13 protein-coding genes and 2 pseudogenes are annotated in these 16,940 nt (G+C 70.1%); 5 read left to right on the forward strand and 10 right to left on the reverse strand.

The features are described 5' to 3' along the window. Positions 1 to 57: 57 nt before the first annotated feature. From P2Q00_RS40425 to P2Q00_RS40435, 3 genes are all read right to left on the reverse strand, one after another. The gene (locus tag P2Q00_RS40425; protein ID WP_275779497.1) at positions 58 to 696 is read right to left on the reverse strand and encodes a PadR family transcriptional regulator; all 639 of its coding nucleotides are present in this window, start codon (positions 694 to 696) and stop codon (positions 58 to 60) included. A 146-nt stretch (positions 697 to 842) separates the two neighbouring features. Further along, positions 843 to 2,483: a thiamine pyrophosphate-binding protein gene (locus P2Q00_RS40430; RefSeq protein ID WP_275779498.1), complete on the reverse strand. Its 1,641-nt coding sequence runs from the start codon at positions 2,481 to 2,483 to the stop codon at positions 843 to 845. Further along, positions 2,480 to 3,265, reverse strand: a complete 786-nt coding sequence (locus P2Q00_RS40435) for a cyclase family protein (protein ID WP_275779499.1) — start codon at positions 3,263 to 3,265, stop codon at positions 2,480 to 2,482. The genes P2Q00_RS40430 and P2Q00_RS40435 overlap by 4 nt, the downstream gene beginning before the upstream one ends. Positions 3,266 to 3,409: 144 nt before the next feature. Here P2Q00_RS40435 and P2Q00_RS40440 point away from each other — a divergent pair, with 144 nt between their 5' ends. Then, positions 3,410 to 4,219: a PhzF family phenazine biosynthesis protein gene (locus tag P2Q00_RS40440; RefSeq protein WP_275779501.1), complete on the forward strand. Its 810-nt coding sequence runs from the start codon at positions 3,410 to 3,412 to the stop codon at positions 4,217 to 4,219. A gap of 19 nt (positions 4,220 to 4,238) precedes the next feature. Here the strand turns inward: P2Q00_RS40440 and P2Q00_RS40445 are convergent, their stop codons facing one another. Continuing rightward, on the reverse strand, positions 4,239 to 5,039 hold the full coding sequence (locus P2Q00_RS40445) for a CPBP family intramembrane glutamic endopeptidase (RefSeq protein WP_275779502.1): 801 nt from the start codon (positions 5,037 to 5,039) through the stop codon (positions 4,239 to 4,241). A gap of 185 nt (positions 5,040 to 5,224) precedes the next feature. Here P2Q00_RS40445 and P2Q00_RS40450 point away from each other — a divergent pair, with 185 nt between their 5' ends. Next, a complete protein-coding gene (locus P2Q00_RS40450; RefSeq protein ID WP_275779503.1) occupies positions 5,225 to 6,988 on the forward strand; it encodes a substrate-binding and VWA domain-containing protein in 1,764 nt (587 codons plus the stop codon). 141 nt (positions 6,989 to 7,129) lie between these two features. On the opposite strand, the gene P2Q00_RS40455 is transcribed toward P2Q00_RS40450, so the two are convergent. Continuing rightward, the gene (locus P2Q00_RS40455) at positions 7,130 to 8,647 is read right to left on the reverse strand and encodes a glutamate-cysteine ligase family protein (RefSeq protein WP_275779504.1); all 1,518 of its coding nucleotides are present in this window, start codon (positions 8,645 to 8,647) and stop codon (positions 7,130 to 7,132) included. A 550-nt stretch (positions 8,648 to 9,197) separates the two neighbouring features. Between P2Q00_RS40455 and P2Q00_RS40460 the strand changes: the two genes are divergently transcribed. From P2Q00_RS40460 to P2Q00_RS40470, 3 genes and pseudogenes are all read left to right on the forward strand, one after another. Next, a complete protein-coding gene (locus P2Q00_RS40460) occupies positions 9,198 to 9,782 on the forward strand; it encodes a hypothetical protein (RefSeq protein ID WP_275779505.1) in 585 nt (194 codons plus the stop codon). A gap of 406 nt (positions 9,783 to 10,188) precedes the next feature. Beyond that, on the forward strand, positions 10,189 to 10,395 hold the full coding sequence (locus P2Q00_RS40465) for a DUF5999 family protein (protein WP_338059398.1): 207 nt from the start codon (positions 10,189 to 10,191) through the stop codon (positions 10,393 to 10,395). A gap of 230 nt (positions 10,396 to 10,625) precedes the next feature. Next, positions 10,626 to 10,867, forward strand: a pseudogene (locus P2Q00_RS40470) (LacI family transcriptional regulator); the annotation flags it as partial. Positions 10,868 to 10,935: 68 nt separating this feature from the next. Here P2Q00_RS40470 and P2Q00_RS40475 read toward each other — a convergent pair. From P2Q00_RS40475 to P2Q00_RS40495, 5 genes and pseudogenes are all read right to left on the reverse strand, one after another. Further along, positions 10,936 to 11,979 carry an endo-1,4-beta-xylanase gene (locus P2Q00_RS40475; protein ID WP_275779507.1) on the reverse strand — a complete coding sequence of 348 codons (1,044 nt, stop codon included), beginning with the start codon at positions 11,977 to 11,979 and terminating at the stop codon, positions 10,936 to 10,938. A 46-nt stretch (positions 11,980 to 12,025) separates the two neighbouring features. Beyond that, positions 12,026 to 12,790 (reverse strand): carbohydrate ABC transporter permease, encoded by a 765-nt coding sequence (locus tag P2Q00_RS40480; protein WP_275779588.1) that lies wholly within the window; start codon positions 12,788 to 12,790, stop codon positions 12,026 to 12,028. 65 nt (positions 12,791 to 12,855) lie between these two features. Beyond that, a complete protein-coding gene (locus P2Q00_RS40485) occupies positions 12,856 to 13,854 on the reverse strand; it encodes a carbohydrate ABC transporter permease (RefSeq protein WP_275779508.1) in 999 nt (332 codons plus the stop codon). A 6-nt stretch (positions 13,855 to 13,860) separates the two neighbouring features. Beyond that, the gene (locus P2Q00_RS40490; RefSeq protein ID WP_275779589.1) at positions 13,861 to 15,156 is read right to left on the reverse strand and encodes an extracellular solute-binding protein; all 1,296 of its coding nucleotides are present in this window, start codon (positions 15,154 to 15,156) and stop codon (positions 13,861 to 13,863) included. A 181-nt stretch (positions 15,157 to 15,337) separates the two neighbouring features. After that, positions 15,338 to 16,708 (reverse strand): annotated as a pseudogene (locus tag P2Q00_RS40495) (glycoside hydrolase family 43 protein). Positions 16,709 to 16,940: the final 232 nt, after the last annotated feature.

Consider the following 16,940-nt stretch of genomic DNA (forward strand, 5'->3'; position numbering starts at 1 on the left):
AAACAGGAAGGCGCCCCGCGGACCACTCCGCGGGGCGCCTTCGTCGCCGCAGGACCGTCAGTCCTCGTCGGCGAGGATCAGGTACAGCTTCTTGCGGGCTTCGTTGATGACCGCCAGCGCCTTCTCGCGCTGCTCCTTGCTGCCGGTCTTCCAGACCTGGCCGAAGGCCTCCATCAGACCGAAGCCGGCCTGGCGGATCTCACCGAGCGCCTCGAAGTCGATGCCGCGGGAGGCTTCCTCCCAGGGCGCGTCCGGGCCCTCGTCGGCCGCGGTGCGGCCGGACTCGGTGAGTGAGAACAGCTTCTTGCCGCCCTCGCTCGCGCTGGTGATCAGGCCCTCGTCCTCCAGCAGCTGGAGGGTGGGGTACACCGAACCGGGGCTGGGCTTCCACGCCCCGCCACTGCGCTCGGCGATCTCCTGGATCATCTCGTAACCGTGCATGGGCCGGTCCTTCAGCAGGGCCAGGATCGACGCCCTTACGTCGCCTCGCCGCGCCCTGCCGCGCGGTCCGCCACGCCCTCGCGGGCCCCAGGGGCCCGGTCCGAAGCCCGGTCCGCCGAAACCGAAGCCGGGGCCGGGACCGCCACCGGGGCCACCCGGCCCGAAGGGGCCGAAGGCGCCGCGCCGACCCTCGAAACCACCCCGGCCACGAGAGCCGGGTCCACCGTGTCCACGTTCGAATCCATGGGAACGCATCGCAATCACTCCATTCCATCGTTGATCTGTCGCGATGCGTCAACGATATATCGGAATAGTTCGCATGGCAAGGCGCGGCGGAAATTCGTGCATGGACAGGGCCCGGCCCCAGGTCAGAGCCGGGCCCGTGCAGGACCGTGCGGCGCTCAGTGGCCGCGGAACGCCTCCTCCAGCCACCAGGAACCGTGCTCGCGGGTCACCTTGGCGTCGATGAGCAGGGGTGCCGAGCGCGGCCCGGCGACCCAGTCCTGCACGGCCTTGAGGTCGGCGGGCGTGCGGACGGTCACCGCCTCGAAGCCGTAGCCGCGGGCCACGGCGGCGATGTCCGTCTCCGGGAAGGTGACCGTGGAGAGCGGGAAGCCGTCGGGGCCGAAGTGGTGCACCTCGGCGCCGTATCCCTCGTCGTTGTAGACGACGACCACCATCGGCAGGCCGAGCCGGCGCACGGTGTCGAGTTCCACGGCGCTCATCAGCGCGCCACCGTCGCCGAGGGCGGCCACGGGGAGCCGGTCCGGCTGGGCGAGGGCCGCGCCGATCGTGGTCGCGAGGCCCAGGCCGATCGACTGGAACGCCTGGGTGAAGCAGAACCCATGGTGGTCCGGCACCGAGAGATACGCGCTCGGGTAGCCCATGAAGTTGCCCGAGTCGACACCGACGACCCGCTCGGCGGGGAGGATGTCGTCCAGCGCGATGCTCAGCGTCCGCGGGTCGATCCGGTCGCGGGTGCCCTCGTCCTCGTATGGCACGTCCCGCCACCGCGCCCGCGCGGCGAGGGCGGCGGCGATGTCGGGGGTCCGGTAGCCCTCGCGGCTCCCGCCGCCGGCCTCCAGTGCCCGTCGCGCCGTGCGCTCCACGTCGCCGGTGACGCCCAGGGCGATCTCTCTGTGCGCGCCGAGCGCCTCCGGATCGTCGTCGACCTGGACAACGGTCGCGTCCGGGCCGATCAGACTGCCGTGCCGCATGGTCCACATGTTCAGCGCGCAGCCCCAGCCGACGATCAGGTCGGCGCCCCGGATCAGGTCGGCCGCGAGGGGCGAGGCGAAGCCGCCGGAGACGTCGAGCGAGTAGGGGCCTCCGTGGAACAGGCCGCGGGCCACGGCCGAGGTCGTCAGGAGAGCGCCGTACCGGTCGGCCAGGGTCAGGAGCGCGTCGCGGCTGCCGGTGGTGCGTGCGCCCCGGCCGGCGACGAAGACCGGACGCCGGGCGGCTTCCAGGGCCCGTACCAACTCCGCCACCGCGGCCCCGGACGGCTCGACCGGCTGCCGTACCGGCATGGGGAGGGCGGCCGGCAGGGAGGCGTCGGGCACGTCGAGGGCCTGCACCTCCAACGGCAGGTTCAGCAGCACCGTGCGCCGCTCGTGCCGGGCCCGCCGGAGCGCGGCGCGGGCCTGTTCGACCGCGTCGTGCGCGGTCGTGACGCGCGCGGTGGCGGCACCGACGGAGTGCGCCAACACCGCTTGGTCGATACGGAAGTTGGAGTTCGGCGCGGTCGCCTCGGCGGCCAGCACCAGCAGTGGTGTACGGCTCTTGGCGGCCTCGGTGATACCGGTCAGGGCGTTGGTCAGGCCGGGCCCCTGGTGGACGCTGAGCGCGGCCACCGTCCCGCTGGTGCGGGCGTAGGCGTCGGCCATGGTGGCCGCGCCGCCTTCGTGCCGTGCGGCGACGAACCGTGCGCCCGCCGCCACCATGGCGTTGGTCAGGTGGAAGTTCCCCGAGCCGACCACGCCGAAGACATGGTCGATCCCCGACGCGGTCAGTGCCCGCCCGACGGCTTCGGCGACCTTCACGACCGCTCCACCAGGGCGAGTACGCGTGCGGGGGCGCCGGAACCGGCGACGATGGGCAGCGGTCCCGCGATGACGACGGCGCCGGTCGGCGGCAGGGAGCCGAGGTTCTGCAGCTGGGTCAGTCCGTACTTGTCGGCGCCCAGGAGGTAGGAGTGGCAGGGGAAGGCCGGGTCGAAGGAGTGCGCCCGTCCCGCGTCCGTGCCGACCGTCTCCGTGCCGAGGCCGATCACGGGTGACTCCTCGGCCACCCAGCGGGCGCACTCCGCCGACAGGCCGGGCGTGTGCGGGCCGTTCTCGTCGGCGTTGAGGAACGCCTCCTGCGACTGCGAGCGGGCGTCCCAGCCGGTGCGCAGCAGCAGCCAACCCCCTTCGGGCAAGGGCCCGTTGTCGGCTTCCCAGGCCTTGATGTGGTCGACCTCGACGAGGAAGTCGGGATCCTTGGCGGCGTGGTCGGAGAAGTCCAGTACGGCCGCGGGCGCGATCAAACGGCCCGCCGGGACCGACGCGACATCGGCGAGGTCCTTTCCGGTGACCCAGTGGACCGGGGCGTCGAAGTGGGTGCCGGTGTGCTCACCGCTGCGGAAGTTGTTCCAGTACCAGGCCGGACCCCGGTCGTCGTACCGGCTGATCTCCTCCAGTTCGAAGACCTGGGTCTGGCCGAACTGGGGCGGCAGCTGGATCACCGGCGTGGCCGACGACAGCGGCGACGTCAGGTCGACGACTTCGATCGATCCGCCCTGCAGTCCGGCGAGAAGGGCGGCGAGCACGGACGGCTGGGACATGACGGCCTCCTGGGCAAAGGCTGAACGGTCAACTACAGGGTGTCAGCCGAGGGCCGCTTCGCTAAGGCGCATGGCCCGGAAATCGGTCCACCGTCCCCGAATTGGACTTGGTGGGAAACTCCGCCCCGCCCTAGCGTCGAAGCCATGCGAATCCGAATCGTCGACGCCTTCACCGACCGTCCCTTCGGCGGCAACCCCGCCGGTGTCCTGCTCCTCGACGCCTTCCCCGACGACGACCGGCTCCAGAAGATCGCCCTGGAGGTCAACCACGCCGAGACGGCCTTCGCGCACCGGCTGCCCGAGGGCGGCGAGGCCGACTGGGCGCTGCGCTGGTTCACACCCGCGACCGAGGTCAACATGTGCGGACATGCGACGCTCGCGACGGCCCACGTCCTGCATACGACCGGCGCCCACCAGGGCACGGTGCGGTTCGCCACCCGCAGCGGCGTCCTCGTCGCGACACCGCGGGAGGACGGCTCGATCACCCTCGACTTCCCGACGGCGCCGCTGACGGCGGTCGAGGTGCCGGCCGGGGTCGCCGAGGCGCTGGGCGCCGAGCCGCTCTGCGCCTTCGACACCGGGCCGAACGTCGGCGACCTGGTCCTCCAACTCGCCGACGAGAAGACCATCCACGCCCTCACCCCCGACCACAAGGCGCTCGGCGCCTACTCCGAGCGCGGCATCATCGCCACCGCCCGCGCCGAGGACCCCGCCCGGGGCTACGACTTCGTCTCCCGCTGCTTCTTCCCGAACGTCGGCATCGACGAGGACCCGGTCACCGGCAGCGCCCACACGGCCCTCGCCCCCTTCTGGTCCGAGCGCCTGGGCCGCCCCGACCTCACCGGCCTGCAGGCCTCGCCCCGCTCCGGCCGCGTCCGCACCCAGCTGCGCGGGGAGCGCACCCTGCTGAGCGGGCGCGCGGTCACGGTCATCGAGGGCGACCTGCTCGCCTAGAAAACAGGCTGCCGCCGCCTCACGCCGTCGGCAGCCAGCCCACCTTCCCGGCCAGCAGCGCGTACCCCACGAAGGCCCCGATGTCGAGCAGGGAATGCGCCACCACCAGTGGACCCACCCGGCCCCAACGCCGGTACAGGTACACGAACACCACACCCATCACCATGTTGCCGACGAAGCCGCCGATGCCCTGGTAGAGGTGATAGGAGCCACGCAGTACGGAACTGGCCACCAGAGCGCTGCCCGGCGTCCAGCCCAACTGCCCCAGCCGGCGCAGCAGATAGCCGACGACGATGACCTCTTCGAGGATCGCGTTCTGCAGCGCCGAAAGGATCAGCACGGGGTACTTCCACCACACGTCGGGCAGCGCCTCCGGCACGACGGTGAGATTGAAGCCGAGGCCGCGTGCGGCCAGGTAGAAGGCGATTCCGGTGCTGCCGATCACCGCCGCGACGCCCGCACCGCGGCCGAGGTCGAACCAGCGCCGGGTGCGGTCGAAGCCGATGGTGCGCAGGCTCCGCCCCTCCCGGATCAGCAGGTGCGCGACCAGCGCGACGGGCACCAGCGCCGATGCGATCCCGAACAGCTGCCAGGCGAGATCCAGCCAGGGGCGGCCCGGCGCGGCCGAGGCATTGAGGGTGGCCGCCTGCTCCTTCAGCCCCCCTGGTTTCGTGACCGATCCGACAAAACTGATCAGGGCGGACACACCACTCGCACCGAGCGAAAGCCCCAGAACGAGCAGCGTCTCGTCACGGAGAATCCGTCGCGAGGGCCGCTCCGGCGGAAAAGAATCGGCCACCGGGCCCGCCTCTGCCTGCACACCTGCCTCCAGTTGAGTAATCCAGCCTCATCCCCACCGCGGCCCCGCTAGGGTCTCGAAAGAAGTTACGAGAATCGTGCGCTTGGCCGTCAGGGGGGACGGACGCCGTACGGGGCGTACCTCCCCTTTGCATGCCATACGGCCGTCATCCGGCACGAGGTTCAACAGGGAGGGGCACCACCGTCATGGGACGTCACAGCTTGCCCGATCAGTATGGGGCGGGCGGCAGCGACCCCCGTCCACGCGCGCGGCTGCGCACGGTGGCCGTCGCGACGGTGCTCGTCCTCACCATCGCCGGCGGCACTGCGGGCGCGGTCAAGAGCGGGCTGCTGTCGTTCGGCTCCTCCTGCCAGGACGACCCGGTGCGGCTCGAACTGGCCGCCTCGCCGGACATCGCGCCCGCCCTCACGGCCGCGGCGCAGCAGGCCCGGCGCAGCGACATCACCTCCGACGGCCGCTGTGTCGCGGTCACCGTGACCGCGCGCGACTCGTACAAGGTCGCGGACGCGCTCGCCGCCGGCAAGAAGCCCGATGCGCAGCTGTGGGTGCCGGACTCGGACCTGTGGATCGACCGGATCACGGCGGACAACGGCCCGATCGACGTGACTCCGGTGGGCGCGGTCGCCTCGACGCCCATCGGTGTGGCGATGGTTCCCACGGCCGCGAAGTCGCTGGGATGGCCGAAGAAGACGTACAGCTGGCTCGACCTGGTCGGCGCCGCCATGCAGGGCGACTCGCTCAGGCTCGGTGCGGCCGATCCCGCGCGCAGCGCCGCCGGGCTGCTCGCCCTCACCCAACTCGGCACGGCCGCCGCCGGGCACAAGGGCGGCGACACCCAGGCCGCGGCCATGATGAAGACGCTGTCGCAGCGCACCTCGGACAGCGACAGCCAGGTCGTGGACACGCTGCCCCGTGACTCCTCGGGCACCGAGCTGGGCAACCCGAAACGGAACCAGGCGGTGGTCCTGTCCGAGCAGGCGGCGTACTCGTACAACGCCTCGGCCGACAGCGGCAGCAGCCTGGACATGTTCTATCCGAAGGACGGCTCGCCCCGGCTCGACTACCCGTTCGCGACGGTCGACGACCTGTCGACCGACGAGAGCCGGGCCGCTCTGCGGTTCATCAACTATCTGCGGCAGCCGGCGCAGCTGCGGCTGCTGGAGAAGTACGGCTTCCGCACCTCCGACGAGGAGGCGCCGAAGACGGTGGTCGCCGGGGCGGGCGGCAGCAGCCCGCAGCCGTACGCCGAATCCGCTCCCCAGCCGGCCTCGGACGTCGCACTCCAGGAGACCCTCGGCACGTGGACGATCACCGTGCAGAGCGCCCGGATCACCACGGTCGTGGACGCGTCCTCGTCGATGTCCGAGCCGGTGCCGGGGACCGGCCAGTCACGCATGGACGTCACCAAGGGGTCCCTGCTGCAGGCCCTCGCCACCTTCACGCCCGACGACGAGATCGGCCTGTGGGAGTTCTCCACGAAGCTGGACGGCGCCAAGGACTACCGCGTCCTGGTGCCGACCGAGCGCCTCGGCGACCAGAAGGCCGGCGGCACCCAGCGCGACCGGCTGTCGGCGGCCTTCAGCGCCCTCGAACCCGTCCCCCACGGGGCCACCGGGCTCTACGACACCACGCTCGCCGCATACAAGGCGGCAACGTCGTCCTACGCCAAGGGGAAGTTCAACGCCCTGGTCATCCTGACCGACGGCGTCAACCAGGACCCGGGCAGCATCTCCCGCCCCGACCTCATCACCCAGCTCCAGAAGCTCACCAACCCCGCGCGCCCGGTACCGCTCATCATGATCGCCGTGGGCCCCGACGCCGACCGCTCGGAGGCCGAGCAGATCGCCGAGGCAACGGGCGGCTCGGGCCAGTCGGTCAGCAACCCTTCACAGATCCAGTCGGTGATGTTGAAGGCGATAGTGGCGGCGGGGTCGAAAGGCGACGACTGAGCGGGGCGGGCAAATTCCGCTACGGTTCGGCAGCGCGCCCTGAAGGGGCGCGGGGAACTGCGCGACCAGCCCCGACGGCGCTGCACACGATCGACGGCCCCGCGGCGGAGCCGCAAATGGCACAGCTCCCCGGAGCACCACTCAACCCAGCGGCACAACCTCCGGCAGCCCCACCGGCCACGTATGCACCGGCTCCCCCAGATGCATCAGCTCGCAATACCTCCGCGTCGTCGCCGCCAGTGCCGCATCGCGCGACAGCCCCGTCTCCAGCGCCCGATGGAACGTCGCCGCCTGCCAGGTCGCACCGTTGACCCGGCGCCGGCAGCGCTCGTCGATGACGCCCAGGTAGAGGTCCCGGTCGGCGGGTTCGACGCCCCACGCGTCCAGGCCCGCCTCGGCCAGCGGCAGCAGCTCGTCGCGTACCAGGCTCACGGCGTCGACCTGTGCCGTGCCGCCGTACCGGCCGCGCCGCGGCCACTCCAGACGGGCGTCGATGCCGTGCTTGCAGGCGGCGTCGAAGTTGGCGGCGGCCGCCTCGAAGGGCAGCCGGGTCCACACCGGCCGCGACTCCTCGGCGAGGGCGCGGACAAGGCCGTAGTAGAAGGCCGCGTTGGCGATGACGTCGGTGACGGTGGGCCCGGCGGGCAGGACGCGGTTCTCGACGCGCAGATGCGGGACGCCGTCGGCGATGCCGTAGACCGGGCGGTTCCAGCGGTACACCGTGCCGTTGTGCAGGACGAGTTCGTGCAGCTTGGGGATGCCTCCCGCGTCGAGGACGTCGAGGGGGTCCTCCTCGTCGCAGATCGGCAGCAGGGCAGGGAAGTAGCGGAGGTTCTCCTCGAAGAGGTCGTGGGCGGAGGAGATCCAGCGCTCTCCGAACCAGGTGCGCGGGCGCACCCCTTGGGCCTGCAGCTCCGGCGGGCGGGTGTCGGTGGACTGCTGGAACAGCGGGGGCCTGGACTCGCGCCACAGCTCACGGCCGAACAGGAAGGGCGAGTTGGCGCCGACGGCGATCTGGGCGGCGGCGACGGCCTGCGCGGCGTTCCAGACGTCGGCGAAGCGGCCCGGGGTGACCTGAAGGTGCAGCTGCACGGAGGTGCAGGCGGCCTCCGGGACGATGGACTTCGAGGTGCAGGTGAGGCGCTCCACGCCGTCGATGTCGAGGGCGAAGTCCTCGCCGCGGGCGGCCACGATCTGTTCGTTGAGCAGGGCGTAGCGGTCGACGTCGGAGAGGTTGGAGGAGACCAGGTCGTCCGGGTCGAGGGTCGGCAGAATGCCGATCATCACGATTCCCGCGTCGAGCTCGCCCGCTTTTCGATGGGCATATGCCAGCGAAGTCCTCAGTTCCTCCGTGAGCCGGTCGAATACCCGACCGCCCAATCGATGTGGGGCTATGTTGACTTCCAGATTGAACCTGGCGAGTTCTGTTTGGAAATCACGGCTTGCGATCCGCTCCAGGACCTGAGCATTGAGCATTTTCGGCATACCGTCGCCGCCGGCCAGATTCAGTTCGATCTCCAGGCCCATGAGATTCTTCGGGCGGTCGAACCGCTTCTGGTCCAGGAGCCGCTCCAGTCCCGTCAGGCACCGGCGGAGCTTGTCGCGGTAGTGCTGCCGATCGGACAGGTCGAACCGCCCGGCCACGACCTTCTCCCCCATCGAAGCGTCCCTCCTCGAATGAGCGGCCCGAGGATCCGGCCGCCGGTGTCGGGTCACGTGGGATGATGCCCAGCCGCAGCGATCGATAACGTCCCCGCGCGAGCCCGCCGCCCGCTACCCTGTTGACGTGACCGGTGGCACATTCACCAGGCATGGGGCACAGCGCAGTTTCGGGCCGTCGACGAACTAGTGAAAAACGCCGACGAGAATTGGCCGACCGCTTCCCGGGTATTTTGCGAGGTCATCGACGCAAGGCCGGACCGGAATCGGGATGATTCCCACGTATCGCCGACCGGATGCGCCCTTGTCGAGTACACCGGAAACGGCTAGACGAAACACTGTCTGAACACAGGTCGTATAAACTCCGCGAACAAGACAGAGGGTTGGCGCCCGCGGTCATGGAACCTGCCGTCGAGGTGACGTGCGGCAGGCCTCACCCACACTCCTCGTTCCCAGGCCCCGGCCCCCGCCCCTCTGGCCCCGTGAGCAGACAGCGCCGTCCGCCCCCGCCCTCGCGCCACCGTGCCTGTCGAATGAGAGGCGACCCACCATGCCGCTGCATGTCCCCCCGGCTCCCGCGCCCGCGCTTCGCACCGTCCTCACCGCACTCGGTTCCCCCACCGCAGTCCGTGAGGCCCGCACCCCGTCCCTGCTGCACTCCCAGGGGCCCGCCACCCCCGAACTCCCGTTGCCCGTGCACGTATTGGACCATCTCAGCCCCGCGGGCGCGTCCGCCACCCGGCTGGCCGGGTGGCGCTTCCTGATCCGCTGCGGCGAGCGTTCGGTGGCCGCCGCCGACACCATGCTGACCCCGGACGGCTGGGCCTTCTCGCGCTTCTTCGAGGGCCCCTACATCGCCTCCACCGAGCGCGCCCTGCGGCAGGCGGAGACGATGGCACAGCCCTACCAGCCGCGGCTGCTCTCGGTGCCCAGCCTGTACATGCTCACGCTGTGGCTGCACGGCGACTGCACCGCGGACGGCGCCACCGGCCACCCCGCCGCCACGGATCTGCTCGTCCCGCTGGCGCCGGCGCCGCCCGGCATCGCGGCCCACCGCCCGCACCGCGTCGCCGAGCTGCTCCCGGTCCTGACCCATCGGGTGACTCCGATCCCGCTACTGGGCTCGCCCGCCTGAACACCCCCCGCCACCCCCGCCGTCACATCCTTCGTACCCCGCCCCGGAATTCCGGGCAGCGGGGTACGACGCTTTTCTCCTCCATCCTCCTCGGCAATTCGCTCGTACGAGCAACCAATTGCTCGTACGAGCCGAATAGGGCGCCTGACCTGTACGGACTAGCCCCATCCGGCCACCGAGAACCACCCGAAGTGACAGTGCACTTCGACTGAACCGTCCGCACGGGGGATGCGTCCTCAACCTGTGAGAAGCGGTGCTGCGAAATCCCTGCGGATTGACGCTCGTGGGGCAACACTGGGACTGGACCGACTTATCACTACGGGGGGCGGTCATGAACGGAGCTTCAAGCCGCGGGACAGACACAACAGCCATCTCACACTTCACGACAGAGCGAAAGATCCCATCAATGTGCCAGCACCAGCCACCGTGTCCGACAGCCGACTCCGCCGACCGGGAATCCGCCCGACTTGTGGCGCACCACCCGGAGCAGGGATGGAGCCTGCTGTGCAACGGCGTTCTGCTCTTCGAGGACACCGGTGAGCTCCTGCCCGACGGCCAGATCATCGCGCCGCACCGCCCGGTGGGCGCCGGCCAGGTGATGACGGCCGCCTGAGCGGCACCGGGCGGTACGCCACACCGTCCGGAGATCTGAGGGGCCGGTCGCAAGGACACGCTGCGAACCGGCCCCGACGCATGTCCGGAGGCGATCACTCCGCGTAGTTCCGTGAGCGTACTGCGGTCATGGCCGTTCCCCGACCCGATCACCCTTCCCCTGGGCAGCCGCTTCCCGGAAGGCTTCTGGAAGCTTCGCGGCATGCGTCGACGGAGATGGGGGAATTGCCAGGCACGGTCGTGTCCGCGATGCTCGGCCGCTCGGGCGACGCCCGCGCGTGGATGCGGAACCTGCGGGCCCGCGCCTCCGACGGCGTCATCCTCGTCGCCTCGGCGCTGGAGCCGGTCCTGCACGGGTGGTCGTCGACCCGGCGGCCTCCCCCGCCCTCGACGTCCCCACCATCGGCGCCGCCAACTCGTCGGGCGGCATGGCGGCCACCGAGCACCTGCTGTCCCTGGGGCATCGCGGGATCACCCCGAGTGGAGCTGGGCACGGAGCTGGTGGTGCGGTCCAGCGCCGCACCACCCTCGATGCCGTGAGCTACTTCAGCGCATCCCTGATCGCGAAGTACGCCGGTTTCGGACGGAGTTGCTCGTCCCAGGGCAGCGCGGCGCCCTGACCGGGGAAGAACGCCGGGATCCACGAGTACTTGTCCGTGTAGTCCCATACGGTGATGCCGACGCACCGGCGGACGGCCAGGCACGCCTTGGTCAGGTCCCGGTACCAGTCGGCCTGTTGGGCCTGCTTCTCCTCCGTCGCGGGCAGGATCATGCGTATGTCGACCTCGGTGAGCGCGGTGTCGAGGCCGAGCCGGGAGAAGCGGCGGAGGTTGTCCTCCAGGGTGGTCGGATAGCCGTACTGGAGGGCCAGATGGGCCTGGAGGCCGATGCCGTCGAGCGGGACGTGCTGCGCCTGGAGATCCTTCGCCAGCTGGTAGTAGGCGTCCGACTTCGGGCCGACGGCCTCGATGTTGTAGTCGTTGAGGTAGAGCTTGGCGTGCGGGTCGGCCTGGTGGGCCCAGCGCAGGGCATCGGCGATGTAGCCGGGGCCGAGCATCTTGTACCAGAGGGTCTCGCGGTAGGTGCCGTCCTCGTTGAACGCCTCGTTGACTACGTCCCAGGAGTAGACCTTGCCGCGGTAGTGCCGTACCTCGGTCTGGATGTGCTTCTTCAGTACGGCCCTGAGCTCGTCCGCGGTCCATTCGCGGCCGGTGAGCCAGCCCGGCAGCTGGCTGTGCCAGACGAGAGTGTGGGCGCGGACCCGCTGGTGGTTCTTGTGCGCGAGATTGACGATCTCGTCGCCGTTGGTCCAGTCGAAGACGCCCTGTTGGGGCTCGGTGGCGTACCACTTCATGCCGTTGCCGGGCGTGATCATGTCGAACTCGCTGCCGAGCAGGGCCGTATAGGCGGTATCGGTGAGTTCGGGGTTGTCGGTGGCGCTGCCGAAGTAGCGGCCGTGGCGCTGCGCCAGTTCGGCGAGGGTGGCGGGCCGGTCATGGGCCTGCGCGGGGGTGCCGGTGGTGAGGCCGGCGGCGACCAGGGCGGTGGCGAGAGCACCGACGAGTCTGAGGCGGTTCTTGGGCATGGTGCGACTCCTCACTGGGTGGGGTGCGGTGCCGTGTCGGCGCGCGTCATCCCTTCGTCGCGCCGGCGGTGAGGCCGCCGACGAGCTGCCGCTCGGCGACCGAATAGAAGGCGAGGGCGGGAACCATCGCGAGGACCAGGTAGGCGAACACGCGGGCGTACTCCGCCGAGTACTGCCCCTGGAACTGCTGGACGCCGATCGGCAGCGTCCACCATGTGTTGTCGGTGAACACCAGCAGCGGCAGGAAGAAGTTGTTCCAGCTGGTGACCACGGCGAGGACCGAGACGGTGCCGAGCGCGGGCCGCGCCATGGGCAGCAGTACCCGCCAGAAGAACCCGAAGGAGCTGCAGCCGTCGAGGGTGGCCGCCTCCTCCAGCTCGCCGGGGATCTGCCGGAAGAAGCCGCGCAGGATGATGATGGTCATCGGCAGTGCGTAGGCGGCCTGCGGGAGGATCACGCCCAGCGGGTTGTCCAGCAGGTCCAGCGAACGCAGCAGCAGGAACAGCGGGAGCGCGGCCACCGCGAAGGGGAACATCAGCCCCATCGTGAAGAAGGTGAACAGCAACTCCCGCCCGCGGAAGGCGAATCGGGCGAAGGAGAAGGCCGCGAGCGCGGACACGGCAACGACGAGCACGGTCGTCGCCACGGCGATCAGCGTGCTGTTGCCGACCAGCCGCCAGAAGTCGCCCGAGCCGAGGATGTCGGTGTAGTTGCCGGTCAGCCAGTGCTCGGGCAGGCCGAAGGGGTTGCGGGAGAGCTCGGCGGTGGACTTGAAGCCGGAGAGGGCGGCGTACACAAGGGGTACGACCATCACCGCACCGACGAGGACGAGGACCACGTGCAGCGGCACGGTCTGTACAGCCCTGGATTTACGGGTCACTTGCCGTCCCCCCTCATCGTCGTGGTGGCCCCTTCGAGGTCGCGGCGGAGCACGAATCGCTGGTAGGCGAGGGCGAAGACGAGGCAGATGCCGAACATGACCACGCTGATCGCGCTGGCGTAGCCGACCTGGTAGCGCTTGAAGCCGTACTGGAACATGGTCACGGCCATCGTCTCGGAGTGGTGGTCGGGGCCGCCCTGGGTCACCACCCAGACCAGGTCGAAGAGTTGGATCGACCCGATGACGGAGAGGAAGACGCTGATGCGCAGGGTGGGCGCGAGCAGCGGCAGGGTGACATTGCGGAACCGCTGCCAGGGACCCGCCCCGTCGATCAGCGCAGCCTCCGTCAACTCGGCCGGGATGGACTGGAGTCCGGCCAGGTAGAGCATCATGTGGAAGCCGAAGTACTTCCACATCATGACCAGGAACAGGGTCGCCATGACGTAGGAGGGATCGGCGAACCACTCCCCGCCCAGGCCGTCGAGGCCGATGGCGCCGAGGACATGGTCGGCCAGTCCGTCGCCCGGGGCGAAGACCATGCTGAACAGGACGCCGGTGATGGCCTCGGACAGGACGTACGGCGCGAAGAACAGCATCCGGTACACGGCCCGGCCGCGCAGCCGCTGGTTGAGCGCCACGGCCATGGCGAGCGCGAACGGCAGCTGCAGTGCGAGTGACAGCACGACCAGGACCAGGCAGCGCCACAGGTCTCCGAGGAAGACGTCGTCCTGGAAGAGCCGGGTGAAGTTGTCCGTGCCCGCGTAGTCGGAGGGCATGCCGAAGCCGCCCCAGCGGAAGAAGGCGGCGTAGAGGGCGAACAGCATGGGCAGCAGGACCAGGCCGATGAACAGCACCAGGGCGGGCACCTGGAAGCCGACCGCGGTGAGCCAGTTCAGCAGGCGCCGACGGGCCCGTCCCCGGGCCGACTTGGCGGCCGGGGAGGCGAGGGCGACGTCGGGGCCCGTCCGCTTGTCCGGAAGGAAGGTCGAGGTCATGTCCGGCTACTGCTCTTCCTTCGCGGTCTTGGTGATCGACTGCGTGACCTGCTCGGGGGACTTGGAGCCCGCGATGAGCGCGGCCACGCTGTCGTTGACCTCCTGGCCGACGGCGGGAACGTAGGCCTGGTCGAGGAAGAGCTGGAAGCCGGTGGCGGCCTTCAACTGGGCTTGCACGGCCTTGATGTTGGGGTCGGACAGGGCGCTCTCCGCACCCGGGACGACCGGGATGGTGCCGGTCTTCTTGACCAGTTCGACGTCGGTGGACTCGGAGGCGAAGAACTTCAGGAAGTCGACGGCCGCCTGCGGGGCGCCCTTGCGCAGGGCATGTCCGCCGCCCCCGCCGAACACCTCGGTGATCGCGCCCTTGCCGCCCTCGACGGCGGGGAACGGGAAGAAGCCGAGGTTCTTGCCGAGCCCCTTCCCGGCGTCGGCCTCCACGCTCGGGGCCCACTGGCCCATCAGCTCCATGGCCGCCTTGCCGTTGCCGACGGTCGCGGCCTGTCCGGTCGGCGTGGAGTAGGCGGCGCCGAGGAACCCCTTCTGGAACGGCTGGAGTTGGACCAGGTCCTTGAGGTGCTGCCCGGCCTGGACCAGGCCGGGGGCCGTGAAGTCCTTGGCGTCGCTGGCCTTCTGGAGCGCGTCGATACCGGCGGTGCGCATCGCGAGGTAGGCCCAGTAGTACATGCCGGGCCACTTCTCCTTGCCCGCGAGGGCGAGGGGCGTGATGCCCTTGGCCTTCAGCTTCTTCACTGCGTCGAGGAAGCCGCTCCAGGTGGTCGGGGGCGCGGTGATGCCGGCCTGTTGGAAGAGCGCCTTGTTGTACCAGAAGCCGATCATGCCGATGTCGAAGGGGATCGCGTACGTCTTGTCGTCGAGGATGTACGGCTTCTTCGCCACCGGCAGCAGGCCGTCGGCCCACGGCTTGGTGTTGTCGCTGAGGTCCTCGACGAGACCGGCGTCGACCTGCTGCTTGAGGACGCCGCCGCCCCAGGTGTGGAAGACGTCGGGGAGCTTCCCGGAGGCGGTCAGCGCCGTCATCTTCGACTTGTAGGCGTCGTTCTCCAGCTGGACGATCTTTATCTTCACCTTGGGGTTCTGTGCCTCGAACTTCTTGGCCAGACCGGCCCAGACGGTCTTCGCAGGCTCGGTGGTGGAGATGTTCCACCACTCGATGGTCGTCGTCCCGTCCGACGACCCTCCGCTCGAGTCTCCGCCGCACGCGCTCAGTGCCGTCATGCCCAGACCGGCCGCGGCGGAGGCCGCCAGGAAGCCGCGGCGGGACAGTGCCCGGTCGCCCATCATGCGCTCCTTGGGTAGGGACGGCGCGTCCACGACCGCCCGCTGGGACCGAAAGTTTCGGAGATGGTCCAGAAAGGTTCGTTGTTGCCGCACCCTAGAGACAGCTCCCAAACGGTGGCAACCCCCTGTACGTGGTGAATCTGCGGCCGACTTGCGCGTTCCTGCCGGGCGTTGGTGCCGTTCAGGCGTCGGTCGCGGGAAGGTACTCGAACCAGTCGAAGGCCGCCGTGCCCTCGGTGACGTACATGCCGATCACCCGGCCGGTGAAGCCGCCGGCGACCTGGGTGGAGGGATAGCGGCCGTCGAGCTCCGCAACGGGCTCGCCGCCTTCGACCGAGAAGGCGATCGTGTCGGGGCCGAGGTCCGCCGTACGGATGTCGACGACTGGCGTGACCGGGCCGGGCGGCACCGTACGGCGCGCGAGTTCCTGCCGTACGGGGCCGATGCGGGCGATCACGCTCGCCTCTCCCCCGGCGAATCCGAGGTCGTAGTGGTGGGCCTCGTCCATGCGCACCGAGAGCCCCGAGCGGCCCGACCCGGGATCGAGGCGGGCGGAGACCCGGCACTCCGGGTGCTGCTGCCGGCGTCCGACGAAGGTGTGCTCCGGCAGGTCGAGAGTGCTGCCCGTCGCATGCAGGGTCAGCCATCCCGGCCGCTCGCCCAGCGACCAGGAGCGCCGGGCCTGCGGCGTGGGGAGATCCAGTACGGGGCCAGGCCGGCGGCGTCGAAGTCGTCGCGCGGCGGCTCGGATTGGACGGGATGCCAGGTCGCCGGCGCCCGGTGCTGCTCCCGCACCGGGCCGGCCTGCGGCCAGCCGTCGGCCCATTCCACCGGGGCCAGGAACGTCTCCCGGCCCAGGACGTGGAAGCCCGGGAACCAGCCGCGGGGGCGGGTGCCCAGCAGCAGCATCCACCAGGTGCCGTCGGGCGCCTGGACGAGGTCGGCGTGGCCGGTGCACTGGATGGGCAGGTCGGTGCTGCGGTGGCTGAGGACCGGGCCCGCGGGTGCCGGTTCGTAGGGCCCGCGCGGGGAGCGGGCGCGGGCGATGGAGACGCTGTGGCCGAGGGCGGTGCCGCCCTCGGCCAGCATCAGATACCACCAGTCGCCGATGCGGTGGAGGTGCGGCGCCTCGGGGTGCTGCATGCCCGTCCCGGACCACACCGGCAGCGGCCCTTCCAGCACCTTGCCGGTCGCCGTGTCGATGCGCGCGACCTGGATCCCGGAGACGGCGCACCAGCACGAACCGTCCTCGTCCCAGGCGAGGTCGGGGTCGATGCCCGGCAGGTCGATCCACACCGGGTCGGACCACGGCCCTTCCGGTCGCTCACTGGTGACCAGGAAGTTGCCCCCGCCGTCGACATTGGTGGTGATCATGTGGAAGCGGCCGGACGTTGCCGATCTGCCGCCAGTGCACGAGGTCACGGCTGTGGAAGACCGGGACGCCGGGGAAGTACTCGAAGCTGGAGCAGACCAGGTAGTAGTCCTCGCCGACCCGGCACACGCTCGGGTCGGGATGGAAGCCGCCGATGACGGGGTTTCGGTACGTCCGCATGTGCGTCAGCCCTTCGCCGGGTGGTCGAAACATTCGGTCCCGATGACGAACATTACGGAGCGGACTGTACGAGGCTGTATGGGCGGGGACAAGGCGGCGAAGCCCGGCGCACGGACAGCGCGGGCGCCTCGCCACGGCCCGGCCGACGTCAGGGTTTGACCGGGATCCTGGGTGAGCCGGGTGACGCCGAGGGGAGTGAGTGGGTGCCCCGGACGCGGGGAGGCGGACCGGG

The sequence above is a fragment of the Streptomyces coacervatus genome (assembly GCF_029223485.1).
GTDB classification, from domain to species: domain Bacteria; phylum Actinomycetota; class Actinomycetes; order Streptomycetales; family Streptomycetaceae; genus Streptomyces; species Streptomyces coacervatus.

Excerpts from the sequence above, each read along its gene's own strand:
- P2Q00_RS40475 (WP_275779507.1), bottom strand. The coding sequence starts at position 11,979 with ATGCCCAAGAACCGCCTCAGACTCGTCGGTGCTCTCGCCACCGCCCTG.
- P2Q00_RS40465 (WP_338059398.1), top strand. The coding sequence starts at position 10,189 with ATGTGCCAGCACCAGCCACCGTGTCCGACAGCCGACTCCGCCGACCGG.
- P2Q00_RS40450 (WP_275779503.1), top strand. The coding sequence starts at position 5,225 with ATGGGACGTCACAGCTTGCCCGATCAGTATGGGGCGGGCGGCAGCGAC.
- P2Q00_RS40485 (WP_275779508.1), bottom strand. The coding sequence starts at position 13,854 with ATGACCTCGACCTTCCTTCCGGACAAGCGGACGGGCCCCGACGTCGCC.
- P2Q00_RS40455 (WP_275779504.1), bottom strand. The coding sequence starts at position 8,647 with ATGGGGGAGAAGGTCGTGGCCGGGCGGTTCGACCTGTCCGATCGGCAG.
- P2Q00_RS40425 (WP_275779497.1), bottom strand. The coding sequence starts at position 696 with ATGCGTTCCCATGGATTCGAACGTGGACACGGTGGACCCGGCTCTCGT.
- P2Q00_RS40460 (WP_275779505.1), top strand. The coding sequence starts at position 9,198 with ATGCCGCTGCATGTCCCCCCGGCTCCCGCGCCCGCGCTTCGCACCGTC.
- P2Q00_RS40440 (WP_275779501.1), top strand. The coding sequence starts at position 3,410 with ATGCGAATCCGAATCGTCGACGCCTTCACCGACCGTCCCTTCGGCGGC.
- P2Q00_RS40480 (WP_275779588.1), bottom strand. The coding sequence starts at position 12,790 with ATGGTCGTACCCCTTGTGTACGCCGCCCTCTCCGGCTTCAAGTCCACC.
- P2Q00_RS40490 (WP_275779589.1), bottom strand. The coding sequence starts at position 15,156 with ATGGGCGACCGGGCACTGTCCCGCCGCGGCTTCCTGGCGGCCTCCGCC.
- P2Q00_RS40435 (WP_275779499.1), bottom strand. The coding sequence starts at position 3,265 with ATGTCCCAGCCGTCCGTGCTCGCCGCCCTTCTCGCCGGACTGCAGGGC.